The following is a 17,750-nucleotide window of genomic DNA, read 5'->3' on the forward strand; positions in this document are numbered from 1 at the left end:
GAGGAAAGCCGTGAACCGGACACAGTTCACATCTGCCGCTTAACGCACCACTTCGTATTCGTGCCCGCACGCCAGGCAATGGCTCAGCCATTCGCCGAGGAAGACGTTGAGCTGGGACTTTTCGTCAGGCTGGTGCATGAAGGCATTGGGGTAAGGATAGATGCCGCGAAAACGCCGCGCATGTTCGGCGCTGACCACTTCGGCCATGCGCGCATCGTGATAGACCTGCACCTCCAATTGCGGCACCGGCAGCCAGGGCAGGCTGTGTTCCTGGCGCACGCGCAGGGTGGTGGTGTAGGGACAGGTCAGCAGGACCTCGAGGGTCAGCACCCCGAGCATCTGGTCGCCCTGGGTCATGGCGATGCGCCGCGCCGCCGGCGTATTGCGCATGTCCGGCAGCAGCCGCAGCAAGCGGGCATAGTTGGCCTCGCAGGCGCTTTGCAGCCCCACCAGGTCGACCCGATAGCGGTCGCGTTGTTTGTTTACGACCATAGCCCCCTCACTTCAACGCGGTTCAAAGCCAGCCATTGCAAGGCAATAATGCTCGCCGCGTTGGAAATCCGCCCATCACGCACGGCCTGCAGGGCATCTTCAAAGTCCCAGACTGTGACGCGAATATCTTCTGCTTCCTCCAGCAACCCGTGCAGGCCGCCAGCCCCCGTGCTGTCACACCGCCCCAGGTACAGGTGCACGTATTCGGTGCTAGCGCCTGGCGACGGGAAATACTTGAGCATCGGCCACAACCCCGTGAACTCAAGCCCAGCTTCCTCCTGCGCTTCACGGTGAGCAACTTCTTCCGGTTGTTCGTCCTTGTCGATCAGACCGGCGACCAGTTCGATCAACCACGGGTTGTCGGTCTTGCTCAATGCCCCCACGCGAAATTGCTCGATCAACACCACTCGGTCGTGCTGCGGATCGTAGGGCAGGACGCAGACTGCATCGTGGCGCACGAACAGTTCGCGATTGATTTCCCGGCTCATGCCACCGGCAAACAGCTCATGGCGCAGGTGCACCCGGTCGAGCTGGTAGAAGCCCTTGTGGCAGTTCTCGGTGCGCACGATGTCAACGACAGTCGGGGTGGCATTGGCAAAATCAGTCATCTCAATCCTCGTCTACTGCAGATCCGCTACGAGGCTCCAACCTCGACTTCGCGCCATCCTAACGCGCTCGCCACCTTTGATGCAGCCCCTTTGCAGTTGCCGGGATAGACGGCAGGGGGGCAAACCTACTCTAATTGACACTATTGAGCTTAGTGGCGAACTGACCGCCCCGCTGGCAGTCGAAGCCGGTAACTTTTTGCTTACCCTTGATCCATGAAGGACGCCCATGTCACTTTTGAAAATCGCCTCCGTGGCCTGCATCGCCCTGACCCTGGGCGCCTGCCAAAGCCTGTTCGAGCCTAGCTACAAAGCGCCGCTGGAAACCTTGCGCGACACCGCCGAGACCGTCAAGCCAGGCTGCAGCGGTGCCGAGTGCCCGCTGGTCAACATCGACACCGTGCGCTTCCCCGGCGAGCCGCAACTGGATGGCATCATCGAACGACGCCTGCTGCAAATGACCCGCAGCACCGCCGATGCACCGCTGCCCGCCTCGCTGGCGGCCTATCGCGAGCAGTTCCTGCGCGATGCCGCCCCGCGCAACAGCAGCTACTTGCAGGCCAAGGTACGCGAGCAGCATGACGGACTGGTGATCATCGAGCTGTCCAGCTATCTGGACAACGGCACCGCCACGGGCAAGCCGGGACGCGGCTTCATCAACTACTCGCGCCAGGAGCACAAAGTGCTGACCCTGGCCGATATGCTCAAGCCGGGCGAGGAACAGGCGTTCTGGAAAGCCGCCCAGGTGGCGCACAACAGCTGGCTGATCAGCACCCGCCTGGATCAGGAAGCGGAATTCCTCAAGGCCTGGCCGTTCAAGCAAACCCCCAACGTGGCCCTGACCACCGCCGGGGTGATGCTCAAGTACGACGTGAACACCATTGCGCCTTACGCCCTGGGCCACGTCGAGTTGAAGATTCCGTACTCGCGCCTGGGTGGCATCCTCAAGCCCGAGCTGTTTCCCGCCCGAAAGTAACGATACGGCCCAGCACCAGCTGCAACAGCCCTGCCAGGATCAGCGCCGGCAGGGTTGCCCCAAGCTCAGGGTAAAGATTGGCCAGCAAGTGATAGGTGACCACCCCGCCCAACCAGGCGCACAGGGCCGACCCGCGCAACGCGGCTGAGGTGGCCTGGGCACCGCGCTTGCGCAGGATGAAGTGATCCACCAGTACCACGCCGAACAAGGGCGCGAACACCGAGCCGATCAGCAGCAGGAAGTTCTGGTACTGGGCCAGTGGCGCCAGCAGGGCGATCAGGGTGCAGATCACACCGATGGCCAATGCCAGGTGCTCGACCTTGAGCCGTGACAGGGTCGCGCTGGACACCGCCGCCGAGTGAATGTCGGCAAAGGCGTTTTCCGACTCGTCGAGCAGGATCAACAACAGCGGAATCCCCAGGCCGGCACCGGCCAGCGCCAACAGCAAGGCATTCACGTCACCGCTGGGGGCAAACGCCAGGGTGTAGGCCACGCCCAGGCTCATCAGCCAGAAGTTACCGATGAAAAAGCCCAGCGCCGTGCCGCCGAAGACATTCTTCGCGCGCTTGCCGAACCGCGAATAGTCCGCAATCAGCGGCAACCAGGACAGGGGCATGGCGATCGCAATGTCGAACCCCACGGCAAACGGCATCGATCCATCACCGGCCTGGGCCCACAACTCGGCCAGGTCAGCCTTGGCCAGCAGGTTCCAGGTCAGCCAGATGCACGCTGCCAGCAACAGCCAGATGCCCCACTTGCGCAGGATCTGCCGCACGAACGTCAGCGGGCCGCTCACCGCCAGCAGGGTCGCCAGGGCGCCGAAGAACAGGGTCCACATCAGCGGACTGGCCATCAGGCTGCCCTCGCTGAATCCGCGGGCGCCCAGCAAGCTGGCGGCATCGCGCATGACGATGATTTCGAACGAGCCCCAACCGATCAGTTGCAGCAGGTTGAGCAGCGCCGGCAGGCTTGCGCCCTTGCTGCCCAGGCTCAATTTGAGCGCGGCCATTGACGACAGGCCGGTGTCGCTGCCGATCACGCCGACGGCCGCCAGCAGCAGCACGCCAACCAGGGTGCCGAGGAAAATCGCCAGCAACGAACCCGACAGGCCCAGACCCGGTGCGAGCAAGGCGCCGGTCTGCAGGACCATCAGGCCGATGCCGAGGGAAAACCACAGGGAAAACAGATCACGCCCGCCGAAGACACGTTTGTCGGTCGGCACCGCGATATCGGGGGAGTACGTGCTGGGTTGAATGCTCAAGGGTGTTATCTCGAAGAGGGGCAGAAAAAAGCTACGAGCTGCAAGCTGCAAGCTGCAAGTTAGAAGCGGTACGCGGACAGCTTCTAGCTTGTAGCTTGCCGCTTGCAGCTCGTAGCTCGTAGCTAGACTTTCTTGTACAGCTGGCTGCCTTCCTGCTTGAAGCGCTCGGCCTGGTCGGCCAGGCCTTGGGCAACGTCCACGTCCACCGCGTCGATCCGCTGGTTGGCCGCATACTCGCGGACTTCCTGGGTGATTTTCATCGAGCAGAATTTCGGCCCGCACATGGAGCAGAAGTGCGCGACCTTGGCCGAGTCCTTCGGCAGGGTCTCATCGTGGTACGAACGGGCGGTGTCCGGGTCCAGGCCGAGGTTGAACTGGTCTTCCCAGCGGAACTCGAACCGCGCCTTGCTCAAGGCGTTGTCGCGGATCTGTGCGCCCGGGTGGCCCTTCGCAAGGTCGGCGGCGTGGGCGGCGATCTTGTAGGTGATGATCCCGGTCTTCACGTCATCCTTGTTCGGCAGGCCCAGGTGCTCCTTGGGCGTGACGTAGCAGAGCATGGCGCAGCCGAACCAACCGATCATGGCGGCACCGATGCCCGAGGTGATGTGGTCGTAACCCGGGGCGATGTCAGTGGTCAGCGGGCCGAGGGTGTAGAACGGCGCCTCGTCGCAGCACTCCAGCTGCTTGTCCATGTTCTCCTTGATCAACTGCATCGGCACGTGGCCCGGGCCTTCGATCATGCACTGCACGTCGTGTTTCCAGGCAATCTTGGTCAGCTCGCCGAGGGTTTCCAGCTCACCGAATTGGGCGGCGTCGTTGGCGTCGGCAATCGACCCCGGACGCAGGCCATCGCCCAGCGAGAAGCTGACGTCGTAGGCCTTCATGATTTCGCAGATGTCTTCGAAATGGGTGTAGAGGAAGTTTTCCTTGTGATGCGCCAGGCACCACTTGGCCATGATCGAGCCGCCACGGGAGACGATGCCGGTCACGCGCTTGGCGGTCAGCGGCACATAGCGCAGCAACACGCCAGCGTGGATGGTGAAGTAGTCGACGCCCTGCTCGGCCTGTTCGATCAGGGTGTCGCGGAACAGCTCCCAGGTCAGGTCTTCGGCGGCGCCGCCGACTTTCTCCAGGGCTTGGTAGATCGGCACGGTGCCGATGGGCACTGGCGAGTTGCGGATGATCCATTCACGGGTTTCGTGAATGTGCTTGCCGGTGGACAAGTCCATGACCGTGTCCGACCCCCAGCGAATGCCCCAGGTCAGTTTCGCCACTTCTTCTTCGATGGACGATCCCAGGGCGCTGTTGCCGATGTTGCCGTTGATCTTCACCAGGAAGTTACGGCCGATGATCATCGGTTCCAGTTCGGTGTGGTTGATGTTGGCCGGGATGATCGCGCGACCGCGGGCGATTTCCTCGCGCACGAATTCCGGGGTGATGATTTTCGGCACGCTGGCGCCGAAGCTGTGGCCGGCGTGTTGCTGATCCAGCAGGCCGGCGGCGCGGGCCACTTCCAGCTTCATGTTTTCGCGGATGGCGACGTATTCCATCTCGGCGGTGATGATGCCTTGGCGGGCGTAGTGCATCTGGCTGACGTTGGCCCCGGCCTTGGCGCGGCGCGGGTTGTTGACGTGGGCGAAGCGCAGCTTGGTGAGTTCGGCATCGGCCAGGCGTTCCTGGCCGAAGTTGGAGCTCAGGCCGGGCAGGCGCTCGGTGTCGCCACGGGCTTCGATCCACGGCGAACGCACGTCGGCGAGGCCTTTGCGCACGTCGATGATGACGTTCGGGTCGGTGTAGGGGCCGGAGGTGTCGTAGACCACGACAGGCGCATTGATTTCACCGCCGAAGTCGGTCGGGGTGACATCCAGGCTGATTTCGCGCATCGGCACCAGAATGTCCGGGCGAGAGCCCTGGACATAAATTTTTTGCGAGCGGGTAAAGGGCTGCACCGATTGTTGATCGACCTTGGCCGATTCACTCAGGTGGGTCGCATTTTTTAGTTTTGTGGTCATCACGGGCTCTCCAGACAGCATCCAGGCAGTGGATTGTCGGAGCAGAACCTGAAAGGCACGGAGGCACCAGGAATGGTGCTGTGCATCATCTCGCGAAGCGTTCGATTGTCGAACAATATCCCGGACGAAGCACAAGAGGACTCGCCGGGTGACGAGAAATCTTGTTCCCTACGCAGGCGCTAACCTGATCAGGTTCAACGGGATCCGAAATTATTCGATCTCAGCCTCATAGCAAGGCACCCCGACAAGAACCCGGCCAGTCTAGACATAACCACCCAAGAACGCCAACCCCGGATTAAACAGCGTGATGAATGGCGCAATTGCACGATTGTTGCTCCAGATCACCACCACTACACTCGCTACGCCCTGCCGCGCCTTGACGCTGACGGGCCCGCGCCGTAGCTTGGCGCTCTATTTCTTGTCGCATTTTCACTTCTAGGGATCGCCTCATGCTGCGCAAACTCTCACTGGCTCTCGCCGTGTCTTGTGCGTCCAATGGAATGGCCTGGGCAGCAGACACGCCCCTGTCGACCAAGACCGACCTGGTCAGCGTCTATCAGGAGGCAGTCGACAACAACGCCGACCTCGCGGCGGCCCGCGCCCAATATGGCGCGCAAAAGGAAGTCGTGCCCCAGTCGCGCGCCGGCTTGCTGCCGAACCTCTCCGGTGGTGCGGAAATCGCCAACGTGCGGACCGACATCGACACCCCGGCCGCCATCGCCAACCGCAACGCGCATTTCTACCAGGCCACCCTGGCCCAGCCGCTGTTCCGCGCCGACCGCTGGTTCCAGTTCCAGGCGGCCAAGGACGTCAACGAACAAGCCGCACTGCAGCTCTCGGCCACCGAGCAGGACCTGATCCTGCAGACCGCCCAGACCTACTTCAACGTGCTGCGTACCCAGGACAACCTGGCCTCGACCAAAGCCGAAGAAGCCGCCTTCAAGCGCCAACTGGACCAGTCCAACGAGCGCTTCGACGTGGGCCTCTCGGACAAGACCGACGTGCTGCAGTCGCAAGCCAGTTATGACACGGCCCGCGCCAACCGGATCCTCGCCCAGCAACAGGTGGATAACGCGTTCGAGGCCCTGATCACCCTGACCAACCGGCAGTACAACTCGATCCAGGGCATCGTCCACACTTTGCCGATCCTGCCGCCGACGCCCAATGACGCCAAGGCCTGGGTCGACACCGCCGCGCAGCAGAACCTCAACCTGCTGGCCAGCAACTACGCGGTCAGCGCGGCCGAGGAAACCCTCAAGCAACGCAAGGCCGGGCATGCCCCGACCGTCGATGCCGTGGCGCAGTACAAGAAAGGGGACAACGACGCCTTCGGCTTCAGCAACCCAAGTGCGTTCGGCCAGCCCTACAGTGGCGACGTCACCCAGACCACCGTCGGCCTGCAACTGAACATTCCGATCTACAGCGGCGGCCTGATCAACTCCCAGGTCCGCGAGTCGTATGCCCGCCTGGACCAGAGCGAGCAACAACGTGAATCGCTGCGCCGCCAGGTGGTGGAGAACACCCGCAACCTGCACCGCGCGGTCAACAGCGATGTCGAGCAGGTGCAAGCGCGCCGCCAGTCGATCATCTCCAACCAGAGCGCGGTGGAAGCCACTGAAATCGGTTATCAGGTGGGGACACGCAACATCGTCGACGTGCTCGACGCCCAGCGCCAGCTGTACACCTCGGTGCGCAACTACAACAACAGCCGCTACGACTACATCCTCGACAACCTGCGCCTGAAACAGGCGGCCGGCACCCTGAGCCCGGGCGACCTGCAAGACCTCAAGCGCTACCTCAAGGCCGACTACAACCCGGACAAGGACTTCCTGCCCCCGGACCTGGCCAAGGCTGCGGCCGAGCAGTTGAAAGCCCGGCCTTGAGCTAGCACTCAAACCCTTGTAGGAGCGCCGCCCGGCCCGCTCCCACAAGGGGCTCGGTGTATTCAGGACCTATCGAGCAAGCGCCCCAACCCATCCAGCAAACGCTGCAAGGCGCCCTGGTTGGCGCGCATCACGGTCAGCCCGGCCTCGGCCATTTGCTGCGCATCGCGGGGCAGTTCGAACAGGCGCTGCACGGCCACCGCCAGTCCGTGGGCGTCCTCCACTTCCTGCAGGGCCTTGGCATTGCGCATCAACGCTGCGATCTCGAGGAAGTTGAACAGGTGCGGGCCACTGAGTACCGGCTTGGCCAATGCCGCCGGCTCCAGCAGGTTATGCCCGCCGTTCGGCACCAGGCTGCCACCGACAAACGCGCTGTCCGCCAGGGCATAGAGAAACAACAGTTCACCCATGGTATCGCCGAGCAGCACCGAGGTAGCGGCGCTGACCGCTGCCCCGCTGGAGCGACGGACCGTGTTGAATCCCTGTTGCTGACACAGCTCGAACACCGAGTTGAAGCGCTCCGGATGACGTGGCACCAGAATCAGCAATGCGTCCGGATGGCTGGCGAGCAACTGCCGATGAGCTGCCAGCACGACCTCGTCTTCACCCTCGTGGGTGCTCGCGGCGATCCACACCGGCCGCTGGGTCGCCTGCCATTGCTCGCGCAAATCACTGGCACGTTGCAGCAAGCTGGGGTCGATACTCAGGTCGAATTTGATCGAACCCGTCACCTCGACCGTTTCCGCCCGCGCGCCCAGTGCCCGGAAGCGCTCGGCTTCGGCTTCGGTCTGCACCGCAAACAGGCTCATTTCGGCGAGCATCGGCTGTGTCAGGTTGCGAAAACGCCCGTAGCCCTTGGCCGAGCGTTCGGAGAGCCGGGCATTGGCCAGCGCCACGGGAATCCCGCGCTTGGCGCATTGATGGATGTGGTTGGGCCACAACTCGGTTTCCATGATCACCGCCAGCTTGGGCTGGACCCGGTCGAGAAAACGCGCGGCGGCACAGGGCAAGTCGTACGGCAGGTAGCAGTGCTGGATTCGCGGTTGATTGGCAAACAGCGCCTGGATTCGCTCCGAGCCGGTCGGCGTCATGCAGGTGACGGTAATCGGCAGCTGTGGATAACGTTCCAGCAGCGCCCGAATCATCGGCGCGGCGGCAATGCTTTCGCCCACCGACACGGCATGCACCCAGATCCCGCCGGGCGCCATCGGCGGCAGGCCAATGGAAAATCGCTCGCCGATACGCTTGGCGTAGGCTGGCGCCTTGCGCGAGCGAAGCCACAGCCGAATCGCCACCAACGGCAGCCCCAGGTAAAACAATGCGGTATAGAGGGTTCTGTTCATGGGGGCGGAGTTTATCGGCTTTTTCAGCCAATCGCCTGCAACTGCACGGCAAAACGTTCGGCCAGCCAACGTGCCGCCGGCCCCAGCGTCTCATCGCGGCGCCAGACCAGTTCCACCACCAGCGCCGGCGGGGTCCACTCGCTGACCAACTCGACCATCTGCCCCTGGTAAGCGGGGTACTGCACCACGTGCCGGGGCAACCAGCCCCAGCCCAGGCCACGCATCAGCCACTCCGCCAGCACGTAGAAGCTGTCGGCGCGCCAGACCTGCGGACTGGCCTGTTCACTGCCGGGGTAGACGCTGGAGTGGGTGGCCATCAACAGTTGCCGGTGCTGGGCCATTTGCTGGCAATTGACCTGGCCGCCCGCCGCCAGCGGGTGCCCCACGCCACACACGGTGACCATCTCGACACTGCCCAGCACTCGGCGCTCCAGCGCTTCAGGGATCTGCTCGTGATAAAACAGCAGGCCCAGGTCGGCCTGGCGCTGCACCAGTTTGCGCGCCACATCGCCCTGGGCGGCACTGGCCAGTTGCACCTCCAGGCTGGGGAATTGCTCGGCCAGCGCTTCCAGGCTGTCGAGCACCGGCTGGTAAGGCATTGCCTCGTCCTGGGCCAGGCGCAGGCGCGCCTCCTGGCCACGCATCAAGGCCTGCGCCCGACCGTTGAGGCGCTCGCACTGGCGCAACACTTCCCGCGCCTCTTCCAGCAAGGCGCTGCCGGCCTCGGTCAGCCGTGGCTGGCGGCCGCTGCTACGCTCGAACAGGCTGACACCCAAGTCCGCCTCCAGCAGCGCAATCGAACTGCTGACCGCCGACTGCGCCTTGCGCTGGTCGCGGGCCACGGCGGAAAACGAACGCTGCTCGGCGACGCTGACGAACAACTGCATCTGTTCCAGGTTCCACTGAATACTCATGCTGCAACCCATCTTCAGATCAGATAGGTAATGACTTTACCGCATCTGAGGAAACACTAGAATGCCGACCTCAGAAAGCAGCACTTCATACGAGGATTGACCCATGACCGCCTACTACTACCTGGCCATCGCCATCTGCGCCGAAGTGATTGCCACTGTTTCGATGAAAGCGGTCAAAGGCTTCAGCACGCCCCTGCCCCTGACACTGGTGATCGTCGGCTACGGCATCGCCTTCTGGATGCTGACCCTGGTGGTGCGCACCGTTCCCGTAGGCGTGGCGTATGCGGTGTGGGCCGGCATGGGCATCGTGATGGTCAGCGTCGCCGCGTTGTTCATCTACGGGCAGAAGCTCGATGTTCCGGCCATGCTGGGCATGGCGCTGATCGTGCTGGGGGTGGTGGTGATCCAGCTGTTCTCGAAAACGGCCGGGCACTGAGCCACGGCAGCGGCTACATAGCGCTCGGCATGAATCTGTATACTGCGCCCCTCGTCTTGAACTCTGAGGTCGCCGCATGCCATCCGTTATTTCCACCGACGTACTGATTGTCGGCGCTGGGGTTGCCGGGCTCTGGCTGAATGCACGCCTGCGCCGCCAGGGGTTTTCCACCGTGCTGGTGGAGAGCGCCAGCCTCGGCGGCGGGCAGAGTGTCAAATCCCAGGGCATCATCCATGGCGGCGCCAAGTACGCGCTGCATGGCGCCCTGACAGGCGCCTCGGAAGCCATCGCCGACATGCCCCGCCGCTGGCGCGAGGCCCTGGCCGGTGACGGCGAGCTGGACCTGACCGGCGTGCGCCTGCTCTCCGAAGCCCATTATCTATGGTCCCCCGGCACCCTGGCCGGCAACCTCACCAGCTTCTTCGCCAGCAAAGCCGTGCGCGGGCGGGTCGATCAGGTCAAGGGCGAGCAATTGCCGCCGGCCCTGCAAGACAAACGCTTCAAGGGCAAGGTCTATCGCCTGGCCGAACTGGTGATCGATGTACCGAGCCTGATCAGCCGCCTGGCGCAACTGGCCGGTGACGGCTTGCTGGCTGCACAGCAGATCGAGCCGTTGCTGGAGAATGACCAGTTGGTCGGCCTGCAGGTCGACGGGCGGGAAATCCGCGCGCAACGCATCGTCCTCAGCGCCGGCGCCGGCAATGCCGACCTCCTCGCCGCCCTGGGCCTCAGCCAGCCAGCCATGCAATGCCGGCCGCTGCACATGGTCCTGGTCAAAGGCCCGAGCCTCAAGCCGCTGTACGCCCATTGCCTGGGCGGCGGGCCAAAACCGCGGATTACCGTCACCACCCATCCGGCAGCTGATGGCCAATGGGTCTGGTACCTGGGCGGCGATATCGCGGAAGCCGAAGGGGTGGCACGCGAACCCGCTGCGCAAATCGCCGCCGCGCAAAAAGAACTCGGGCAGTTGCTGCCGTGGATCGACCTCAGCCAGGCCCAGTGGGCAACCTTGCGCGTCGATCGCGCCGAGCCTCAGCAGTCAGGCCTGAGCCGTCCCGACAACGCCTTCCTCGCCGAGCAGGACCGCCTGCTGGTGGGCTGGCCGACCAAGCTGGCACTGGCCCCGGACTTTGCTGACCGGGTAATCGCCGCCCTGCAGCGCGATGGTATCCAGCCGAGCCACCCGGCGCCCCTGCCCGACTTGCCCAAACCACCAATGGCAGTACCGGCCTGGGAGCAACTGCTGCCATGAGCCAGGCCACTCTGCACGATTTGCACCGCCCGCTGGGCAGCACCGGCCTGCAGGTATCGCCGCTGGGCCTGGGCACCGTAAAACTCGGTCGTGATCAAGGGGTGAAGTACCCCAACGGTTTCCAGATTCCGGACGACGACGAAGCGCGCATGCTGCTCAAGCTGACCCGCGACCTGGGCATCAACCTGATCGACACCGCCCCTGCCTATGGCCGCAGCGAAGAACGCCTCGGCCCGCTGCTGCGTGGCCAACGCCAGGACTGGGTGATTGTCAGCAAGGTCGGCGAAGAGTTCGCCGATGGCCAGTCCCGCCACGACTTCAGCGCCGCCCATACCCGTTTCTCGATCGAGCGCAGCTTGCAACGTCTGGAAACGGATTTTATTGACCTGGTGCTGGTGCACTCGGACGGCAACGACCTGGCAATCCTTAACGACAGCGAGGTCTACCAGACCCTCGCCGCGCTCAAGGCCGAGGGCAAGATTCGCGGTTTCGGCTTTTCCGGAAAAACCGTCGAAGGCGGTCTGAAGGCTCTGGAACAGGGCGATTGCGCCATGGTCACCTACAACCTCAACGAACAGGCCGAGCGACCGGTGATCGACTACGCTGCTGCCCACGGCAAAGCGATCCTGGTGAAAAAAGCCTTGGCCAGCGGTCACGTGTGCCTCAGTCCAGGGGTGGACCCGGTGCGTGCCAGCTTCGAGTTGTTGTTTGCCCAACCCGGGGTTGCCAGTGCTATTGTCGGGACCATCAATCCGCTGCACCTCGCCCACAATGTGGCGACCGTTGCTCAAGTCCTAGCCAGTCGTTGAACCGCCGCCGAGGCGGCCGACCCCGACGCAAGAAGGAGCCGACATGCCGCGAACGCTCATAAGAAAGAACCCCAGCAACTTCAAGACCCTGCCGTTGTACGTCGAAGCGACTCCCGAAGGCCTGAGCTACCAGAGCGTCGGGATGCCGCTCAACTTCTCCCAGACCCTGCAGCGTCGACGCCCGGTCACGGTGGCCAATGCCGAACACTTTGCCCTGGAGTTGGCCAACCTCGGCGTGTCAGTGCGCCTGACGCTGCACTGGCAGAATCGCGACTATTGGGTGTTGGTGCGCCAGCGCCGTCAGGACCGTGGCGATGTGGTGCTCAAGCTGATTTCCGGCTACGTGCCGGCCCACGAGCTGAATTTGCCGCTGCACACGGCGATTCAGGAGATCGCCGAAGAATGCCTGCTGGAAACCCCGGAAGGCTGGCTTGGCGGTCGGTTCAACGACACCTGGCTGCCCGCGCCCTACGCCAGCGCCCTGCATTACCGTGAAGCCATGCCGTTTCGCCTGACCCCGGAGTCGGGCGCGGCCCGTCCGGTGCGCTGCGCCAACCTGCAATTGATCGAGCGCCCACGGGCCTACGTGCACCTGCCCACGGCGTCGCTGCAGCTGATTTACGATCTGCGCCTGGATGTGCCCAAGGAAGCCAAGTCCCTGAGCCTGTTCCATGTCGACGAGCGCCTGGAAGGCGATCAGTTGGTCGCCCGCCTGGATCGCAAGCGCCCGGACCTGTACCTGATGCCCCTCAAGGACGGTCAGCCGCTGCCCGAACTCTATACCCTGAAAAAGGATCAGTTGTACCCGGCAAGCACGCGCGGCCTGTACCTGGCCGAGAGTTTTGCCCGGCAGGAAGGCTGGCTGGTACGCGATGAGCGAATCAAATGGAAGGACTGGCTCAAGCAACAAGGCTTGTGCCAGCCAGGCAAGCCGTCAGGCTTGAGCCGCCTGACCGGCAAGGCCAGGCAACTGCTGAAGAAAATCGTGCCGCGCAAGGCGACCCGATAAACGCGGGCGGGAGCGAGGGAGCAAGCCCTCGCACCGGCTCACCCTTACTCAGTCTTGCGGATCTTCTCGACGATGGCAGTGGTCGAGCTGTTTTCCACCAGCCCCAACACCTTCACCGTGCCGCCATAGGCGCTGACGATATCGGCGCCGACCACCTGGTCGATCCCGTAGTCGCCACCCTTGACCAGCACATCCGGCTTGACTTGGGTCAGCAGGTTTTCCGGGGTGCCTTCAGGGAAGCTGATCACCCAGTCCACCGCGCCCAAGCCCGCCAGTACGGCCATCCGTCGATCAACGCTGTTGATCGGGCGGCCAGGGCCCTTCAAGCGGCTCACCGAGGCGTCGTCGTTGACCGCGACGATCAAGCGATCGCCCTGGGCCCGCGCTTGTTCCAGGTAGGTCACATGGCCGGCGTGGAGAATATCGAAGCAACCGTTGGTAAACACGATCGACTCGTTGTGCGCACGCGCATCGTCGACGGCCAGCAGCAGTTGCTCGAGCCCCAGTACGCCGCGCTCCGAGCCTTCTTCACGTTGGATCGCCCGACGCAATTCCGGGGCACTGATGGCCGCCGTACCCAGCTTGCCGACCACAATGCCGGCCGCGAGGTTGGCCAGGGCCACTGCGTGAGGCAGTTCTTCGCCCGCCGCGATCGCCGCTGCCAGGGTCGAAATCACCGTATCACCGGCACCTGTCACGTCGAACACTTCCCGAGCCCGCGCCGGCAGGTGCAGCGCCGGATGATCGGGACGCAACAAGGTCATGCCGTGCTCGCCACGGGTCACCAGCAACGCGCCGAGATCCAGGTCGTGCATCAGCTTGGCACCCTTGCTCACCAGGTCGTGCTCATCGATGCAACCGCCGACGATGGTTTCGAACTCGCTGAGGTTAGGGGTGATCAGGCTGGCGCCGCGATAGATCGAGAAGTCCTTGCCCTTGGGATCGGCCAGCACCGGAATGCCACGGGCACGGGCCGCCTGGATCAGCACCTGGTGGTTCCTCAGCGCGCCCTTGCCGTAGTCGGACAGGACCAGCACCTTGATGCCTTCCAGCAAATTCTCGACCTCGGCACCGAGGGCCAGGGCGTCGGTGGCGAAGGGTTCTTCGAAATCGATGCGCAGCAGTTGCTGGTGACGACTCATGACCCGCAGCTTGACGATGGTCGGCTGGTGGGCGATACGCTGGAACAATGCCCGCACGCCTGCGCCCTTGAGGCTGTTGGTCAGGCTGTCGGCCGCCTCGTCGTCACCGGTCACACCGACCAGGGACGCTGGCGCGCCGAGCGCAGCAATGTTCAACGCAACGTTGGCGGCACCGCCCGGGCGGTCTTCGATTTGCTCGACCTTGACCACCGGCACCGGTGCCTCAGGAGAAATCCGTGAGGTACCACCATGCCAATAACGGTCGAGCATGACATCGCCGACCACCAAGACAGGGGCTTGATCGAATCGCGGCATGGACAACTTCATGGTGCAACCCACATACAAAATGAACAGGGGCGCGATATTAGCACAGGGTGAACGCTGGCTAGTTCGAGAGCTTCATCGGCTGTGATGCAGACTGTGAAATTGTTTATTTTTTAAACAATTCAGACAAATAGAGGGGCGCGCACGAGGTGAGCCAGGCTCACCCCGCTGTCGCTATCAGGCAATACCGGCCGAAGTGGGCTCATCCAGGCCCATGGCGTGCAGGCGGGAGTAGTACCCGCCCTGGGCCAGCAACTGGGTGTGGGTACCGCGCTCGACGATCTCGCCGTGATCCATGACCAGGATCAGGTCGGCTTTCTCGATGGTCGACAGGCGATGGGCAATCACCAGAGTGGTGCGGCCCTTCATGACTTTATCCAGGGCCGCCTGAATATGGCGCTCGGACTCGGTATCCAGGGCCGACGTCGCCTCGTCGAGGATCAGCAATGGCGCGTTTTTCAACAGGGCTCGGGCAATGGCCAGGCGCTGGCGCTGACCACCGGAGAGCAGCACGCCGTTTTCCCCGACTTCAGTGTCCAGGCCCTGGGGCAACTGGGAAATGAAGTCCATGGCATAGGCGTCTTCGGCGGCCCGCTCAATGTCCTCGCGAGGCGCGCCGGCCAGGTCGCCGTAGGCGATGTTGTTGGCGACCGTATCGTTGAACAGGGTCACATGCTGGGTGACCTGGGACACGTGCTTGCGCAGGTTGCGCAGGCGATAGTCTTCGATCTCGACCTCATCGAGCAGGATCTTGCCGCTTTCGTGATGGTAGAAGCGTGGGATCAGGCTAGCCAGTGTCGATTTGCCGCTGCCCGAACGCCCCACCAGCGCGATCATCTGCCCGGGGGCTGCGCTGAAGCTGATGTTTTTCAACACCTCCCGATCGGTACCCGGGTAGGTGAAGCTCAGGTTGTGCACATCCAGGCGACCGCTGATGCGCTCGCGCTCGACTGTGCCGCTGTCGACTTCAGGCTCGACGTCCAGTTGTTCAAAGATGCTTTCAGCACCGGCGACACCCTTCTGGATGGTCGAGCTGACTTCCGACAGCTGGCGGATCGGCTTGGGCAACAAACCGGCAGCCGTGATGTAGGCCACCAGGTCACCGGCGGTGGCATCACCGCGCAGGAACAGCACCAGGAACATCAGCGAGGCCATTGCGGTATAGATCACCAGTTGCAGCGCCGGGGTGTAGATGGCGCTGGTGCGGGTCATGCGCAGCTGTTTGTCGGTATTGCTCTGGCTGGCCCGGGCAAAACGCTGCTCTTCGTAGCTTTCGCCACCGAAGCTGCGGACCACGCGATAGCCTTGAATGGTTTCGGAAGCGACATGGGTCACGTCCCCCATGGCCACCTGGATTCTTTTGCTTTGCTTGCGGAATTTCTTGCTGGTGTTGCCGACCATGAAGGAAATGATCGGCAGGATCGCCAGCATCACCAGGGTCAGTTTCCAGTTCATCCACAACAGGTAGGCAAACAGGAAAATCACGGTCAGGCCTTCACGAATCACCACCTTGATGGCGTCGGTCGCTGCCCCGGTGACCATGGTCACGTTGAAGGTGATGCGGGAAATCAGATGCCCGGAGTTATGGGTATCGAAATAGCGGTTAGGCAACACCAGCAGCTTGTTGAACAGCTCGACCCGCAGGTCGTGCACCAGCCCCAGGGAAACCTTGGCCAGGTAATAGTTACTCAGGAACGAACCCAGTCCCTGCCACGCCGCGATCAGAATGATCAGCAGGGGCACGGCCACCAGCAACTGCAGGTCCTGGAGGAACGGCACATTGGGGAAGAGCACGGCTTCGGGGTTGCTCAAGCCATCGACGAAGTACTTGAGAATCCCGGCCAGCATCGGTTGAGTGGAGGCAAATATCACAAAGCCCAGGATACTCAACAGGAAAATGCCTACGTAGGGTCTTACATACCCCAGCAGTCGAAAATAGATTTTCAGGCTTGAATCCTGTTCCGCATTGGGCGGTGCTGCACTCATCGTAGAGCTCACTTCTTAGGTAGAACGCGGAATTTTATCACAGGCTTTGAACTTGGCCTGTGTCCATACCAAAACGCTGGCCAGGCCCACCGGCAACCAACTGATGAACCACTCTGCACGCGGGCTGCCACTGATGCTCGCCGCGTCGAATTGCATGGCCAGGAACGAGAACATCCAGATCCCGATGATGCCACGGCCATATACCGTATCACGTGCCCGCCACGCCTCGCGCAGCACGGCAAACCAGACCACGCACCACAGCAGCAGCCCAGGCAGCCCCAGTTCGATGGTGATGTGGGTAAACAGGTTGTGGGCGTGATCGAACTCATGGCCTTCGGTAAACACCGAGTACGCCGAACCCAGGCCCAGGCCACGCCACGGGTGCTGGGCAATCATGTCCAGGCTCGCCATCAGGATTTGCGGGCGGAATGAGGCGCCCCGAGCCATCACCAAAGGCTCCAGCAGCCAGAATGCGAACATCGCCATGGTCAGTGCGCCGACCGCGATCAGACGACTGTGGCGGTCGCGACTCCAGATCGGCATGCTGACGAACGTCAGCAACAGGGCCAATGCCGCGCCCCGACTCTGGGACAGCACGACAAACCCGCACAGGAACGCCAGCGCCACCACCCAGACCGCCTGTTTCCAGCGCTCCTGCGGAATCCAGTGCGCCAGCCACACGGCGGCCAGGCCCAGCACGTAACCGCCCAGAATCGGATGAGCCAACTGGCCCAGGCCGACCAGGCGCGCAGTCCAGAGGTTATCGTCGATCAGGTAGAACTTGATGGCCGCCAGCACCGCCGTCAAGGCCAGCCCCAGGCCGCCCCACTGCATGACGCGAATCACCCGCTCGGGGCGGGCATTGGCAAGTACCGGGAAAAACAGCAGGAAGACGATGACGTACAGCGCGCGCTTGGCACCGCGCGAAGGATCGGGGTCCTGGGTCCAGAGCAAGGTCAGCAACGCCCAGGCACCCAGCGCCAGGACTGCCAGGCACAGCAACCGCTGCGCTTGCCACAGCTCAGCTAGCCGAGCCCGCGCCGACCAGGCCAGAAACAGGGTCGGCAACCACAGAAACGCGACCAGCCCTTGCTGATAAATCTTGTTGGTCGGAGCAAATGCGATAGCCAGCAAAAACCATAGAAGACCTGTCGCCAGCCAAACCTGCGCCCAACGCGTTTCCCGCATCTACCCGCTCCCGCAAAAAATCCAACTGCCAACACGGCATGGTTAAAACAACAAGTTTTCGGCATCATTGATCGCACATACGCCCCATTTTTCTACAAGGCTTCCTACATGCAATGCT

The 17,750-nt window shown here is 62.8% G+C and carries 15 protein-coding genes and 1 riboswitch; of the genes, 6 read left to right on the forward strand and 9 right to left on the reverse strand.

The window, feature by feature from the left end; genetic code table 11:
- Positions 1 to 39: 39 nt before the first annotated feature.
- A complete protein-coding gene (locus Q1W70_RS07845) occupies positions 40 to 492 on the reverse strand; it encodes a DUF1249 domain-containing protein (protein WP_159993402.1) in 453 nt (150 codons plus the stop codon).
- Positions 483 to 1,100 carry an NUDIX domain-containing protein gene (locus tag Q1W70_RS07850; protein ID WP_166592042.1) on the reverse strand — a complete coding sequence of 206 codons (618 nt, stop codon included), beginning with the start codon at positions 1,098 to 1,100 and terminating at the stop codon, positions 483 to 485. The genes Q1W70_RS07845 and Q1W70_RS07850 overlap by 10 nt, the downstream gene beginning before the upstream one ends.
- Positions 1,101 to 1,326: 226 nt before the next feature.
- Here Q1W70_RS07850 and Q1W70_RS07855 point away from each other — a divergent pair, with 226 nt between their 5' ends.
- Positions 1,327 to 2,073: an RsiV family protein gene (locus Q1W70_RS07855; protein ID WP_182343247.1), complete on the forward strand. Its 747-nt coding sequence runs from the start codon at positions 1,327 to 1,329 to the stop codon at positions 2,071 to 2,073.
- Here Q1W70_RS07855 and cytX read toward each other — a convergent pair.
- The gene (gene cytX / locus Q1W70_RS07860) at positions 2,042 to 3,334 is read right to left on the reverse strand and encodes a putative hydroxymethylpyrimidine transporter CytX (RefSeq protein WP_166592044.1); all 1,293 of its coding nucleotides are present in this window, start codon (positions 3,332 to 3,334) and stop codon (positions 2,042 to 2,044) included. The two genes, Q1W70_RS07855 and cytX, sit on opposite strands and share 32 nt — an antisense overlap.
- Before the next feature lie 122 nt (positions 3,335 to 3,456).
- Positions 3,457 to 5,346, reverse strand: coding sequence for a phosphomethylpyrimidine synthase ThiC (thiC, locus tag Q1W70_RS07865; RefSeq protein WP_182343243.1), 1,890 nt, complete (start codon positions 5,344 to 5,346; stop codon positions 3,457 to 3,459).
- Between the two features lie 148 nt (positions 5,347 to 5,494).
- Positions 5,495 to 5,600, reverse strand: a riboswitch (TPP riboswitch).
- Positions 5,601 to 5,795: 195 nt separating this feature from the next.
- Here thiC and Q1W70_RS07870 point away from each other — a divergent pair.
- Positions 5,796 to 7,229, forward strand: a complete 1,434-nt coding sequence (locus Q1W70_RS07870; protein ID WP_166592046.1) for a TolC family outer membrane protein — start codon at positions 5,796 to 5,798, stop codon at positions 7,227 to 7,229.
- A gap of 62 nt (positions 7,230 to 7,291) precedes the next feature.
- Here the strand turns inward: Q1W70_RS07870 and waaA are convergent, their stop codons facing one another.
- A complete protein-coding gene (waaA, locus tag Q1W70_RS07875; protein ID WP_166592047.1) occupies positions 7,292 to 8,572 on the reverse strand; it encodes a lipid IV(A) 3-deoxy-D-manno-octulosonic acid transferase in 1,281 nt (426 codons plus the stop codon).
- A 23-nt stretch (positions 8,573 to 8,595) separates the two neighbouring features.
- Positions 8,596 to 9,486 carry a LysR family transcriptional regulator gene (locus Q1W70_RS07880; RefSeq protein WP_166592048.1) on the reverse strand — a complete coding sequence of 297 codons (891 nt, stop codon included), beginning with the start codon at positions 9,484 to 9,486 and terminating at the stop codon, positions 8,596 to 8,598.
- Positions 9,487 to 9,589: 103 nt separating this feature from the next.
- Between Q1W70_RS07880 and Q1W70_RS07885 the strand changes: the two genes are divergently transcribed.
- From Q1W70_RS07885 to Q1W70_RS07900, 4 genes are all read left to right on the forward strand, one after another.
- On the forward strand, positions 9,590 to 9,922 hold the full coding sequence (locus tag Q1W70_RS07885; protein ID WP_166592049.1) for a DMT family transporter: 333 nt from the start codon (positions 9,590 to 9,592) through the stop codon (positions 9,920 to 9,922).
- 76 nt (positions 9,923 to 9,998) lie between these two features.
- Positions 9,999 to 11,174 carry an NAD(P)/FAD-dependent oxidoreductase gene (locus tag Q1W70_RS07890; RefSeq protein ID WP_166592050.1) on the forward strand — a complete coding sequence of 392 codons (1,176 nt, stop codon included), beginning with the start codon at positions 9,999 to 10,001 and terminating at the stop codon, positions 11,172 to 11,174.
- The gene (locus Q1W70_RS07895) at positions 11,171 to 11,983 is read left to right on the forward strand and encodes an aldo/keto reductase (RefSeq protein ID WP_166592051.1); all 813 of its coding nucleotides are present in this window, start codon (positions 11,171 to 11,173) and stop codon (positions 11,981 to 11,983) included. The genes Q1W70_RS07890 and Q1W70_RS07895 overlap by 4 nt, the downstream gene beginning before the upstream one ends.
- A 43-nt stretch (positions 11,984 to 12,026) precedes the next feature.
- Positions 12,027 to 12,992: a metal ABC transporter ATPase gene (locus Q1W70_RS07900; protein ID WP_166592052.1), complete on the forward strand. Its 966-nt coding sequence runs from the start codon at positions 12,027 to 12,029 to the stop codon at positions 12,990 to 12,992.
- A gap of 44 nt (positions 12,993 to 13,036) precedes the next feature.
- Here Q1W70_RS07900 and hldE read toward each other — a convergent pair whose 3' ends face one another.
- The 3 genes from hldE to Q1W70_RS07915 form a co-directional block, all read right to left on the reverse strand.
- The gene (gene hldE / locus Q1W70_RS07905) at positions 13,037 to 14,461 is read right to left on the reverse strand and encodes a bifunctional D-glycero-beta-D-manno-heptose-7-phosphate kinase/D-glycero-beta-D-manno-heptose 1-phosphate adenylyltransferase HldE (RefSeq protein WP_166592053.1); all 1,425 of its coding nucleotides are present in this window, start codon (positions 14,459 to 14,461) and stop codon (positions 13,037 to 13,039) included.
- A 174-nt stretch (positions 14,462 to 14,635) separates the two neighbouring features.
- Positions 14,636 to 16,444, reverse strand: coding sequence for a lipid A export permease/ATP-binding protein MsbA (gene msbA, locus Q1W70_RS07910; RefSeq protein WP_166592054.1), 1,809 nt, complete (start codon positions 16,442 to 16,444; stop codon positions 14,636 to 14,638).
- 15 nt (positions 16,445 to 16,459) lie between these two features.
- Complete coding sequence (locus Q1W70_RS07915) at positions 16,460 to 17,632, reverse strand: O-antigen ligase family protein (protein ID WP_166592055.1); 1,173 nt, start codon at positions 17,630 to 17,632, stop codon at positions 16,460 to 16,462.
- Positions 17,633 to 17,750 lie beyond the last annotated feature (118 nt).

This window comes from Pseudomonas kielensis (genome assembly GCF_030505375.1).
Lineage (GTDB): Bacteria > Pseudomonadota > Gammaproteobacteria > Pseudomonadales > Pseudomonadaceae > Aquipseudomonas > Aquipseudomonas kielensis.

Bases quoted from the DNA above. Each gene is read 5' to 3' on its own strand.
- thiC (WP_182343243.1), bottom strand. From the start codon at position 5,346: ATGACCACAAAACTAAAAAATGCGACCCACCTGAGTGAATCGGCCAAG.
- Q1W70_RS07890 (WP_166592050.1), top strand. From the start codon at position 9,999: ATGCCATCCGTTATTTCCACCGACGTACTGATTGTCGGCGCTGGGGTT.
- waaA (WP_166592047.1), bottom strand. From the start codon at position 8,572: ATGAACAGAACCCTCTATACCGCATTGTTTTACCTGGGGCTGCCGTTG.
- msbA (WP_166592054.1), bottom strand. From the start codon at position 16,444: ATGAGTGCAGCACCGCCCAATGCGGAACAGGATTCAAGCCTGAAAATC.
- hldE (WP_166592053.1), bottom strand. From the start codon at position 14,461: ATGAAGTTGTCCATGCCGCGATTCGATCAAGCCCCTGTCTTGGTGGTC.
- Q1W70_RS07915 (WP_166592055.1), bottom strand. From the start codon at position 17,632: ATGCGGGAAACGCGTTGGGCGCAGGTTTGGCTGGCGACAGGTCTTCTA.
- Q1W70_RS07885 (WP_166592049.1), top strand. From the start codon at position 9,590: ATGACCGCCTACTACTACCTGGCCATCGCCATCTGCGCCGAAGTGATT.
- Q1W70_RS07900 (WP_166592052.1), top strand. From the start codon at position 12,027: ATGCCGCGAACGCTCATAAGAAAGAACCCCAGCAACTTCAAGACCCTG.
- Q1W70_RS07845 (WP_159993402.1), bottom strand. From the start codon at position 492: ATGGTCGTAAACAAACAACGCGACCGCTATCGGGTCGACCTGGTGGGG.
- Q1W70_RS07850 (WP_166592042.1), bottom strand. From the start codon at position 1,100: ATGACTGATTTTGCCAATGCCACCCCGACTGTCGTTGACATCGTGCGC.
- Q1W70_RS07870 (WP_166592046.1), top strand. From the start codon at position 5,796: ATGCTGCGCAAACTCTCACTGGCTCTCGCCGTGTCTTGTGCGTCCAAT.
- Q1W70_RS07855 (WP_182343247.1), top strand. From the start codon at position 1,327: ATGTCACTTTTGAAAATCGCCTCCGTGGCCTGCATCGCCCTGACCCTG.
- Q1W70_RS07895 (WP_166592051.1), top strand. From the start codon at position 11,171: ATGAGCCAGGCCACTCTGCACGATTTGCACCGCCCGCTGGGCAGCACC.
- Q1W70_RS07880 (WP_166592048.1), bottom strand. From the start codon at position 9,486: ATGAGTATTCAGTGGAACCTGGAACAGATGCAGTTGTTCGTCAGCGTC.